At 43.1% G+C, this 255-nt stretch carries 1 pseudogene; it reads left to right on the top strand.

From position 1 onward, the window contains the following. Nucleotides 1–255, top strand: a pseudogene (locus RJP21_RS31100) (helix-turn-helix domain-containing protein); the annotation flags it as partial.

Raw genomic sequence — 255 nt, 5'->3', positions numbered from 1 at the left:
AAAACTCCAATTCGTCTACTAAACGATCCGTAGTTGAAAGCTCTGTCGAAGCCCTCGAAGAACGTATCAAGCAGCTTGAAATGGAGAATGAGTATCTAAAAAAGTTGAATGCCTTAGTTCGAAACAAGGAAAAATCACCAAACAGGACAAAGCACAAGCCGTCTGGGAACTGAGGCATAAATATCCGGTGAAGGCACTCGTACAGCTGTCTGGTATCCCGCGCAGCACCTATTACAACCTTATAAAGCGTATAAA

This window comes from Paenibacillus sp. VCA1 (assembly GCF_031583795.1).
GTDB classification, from domain to species: domain Bacteria; phylum Bacillota; class Bacilli; order Paenibacillales; family Paenibacillaceae; genus Paenibacillus_AQ; species Paenibacillus_AQ albilobatus.
The sequence above is the reverse complement of the archived record's forward strand: the minus strand, read 5'-3'. Positions and strand labels throughout refer to the sequence as shown.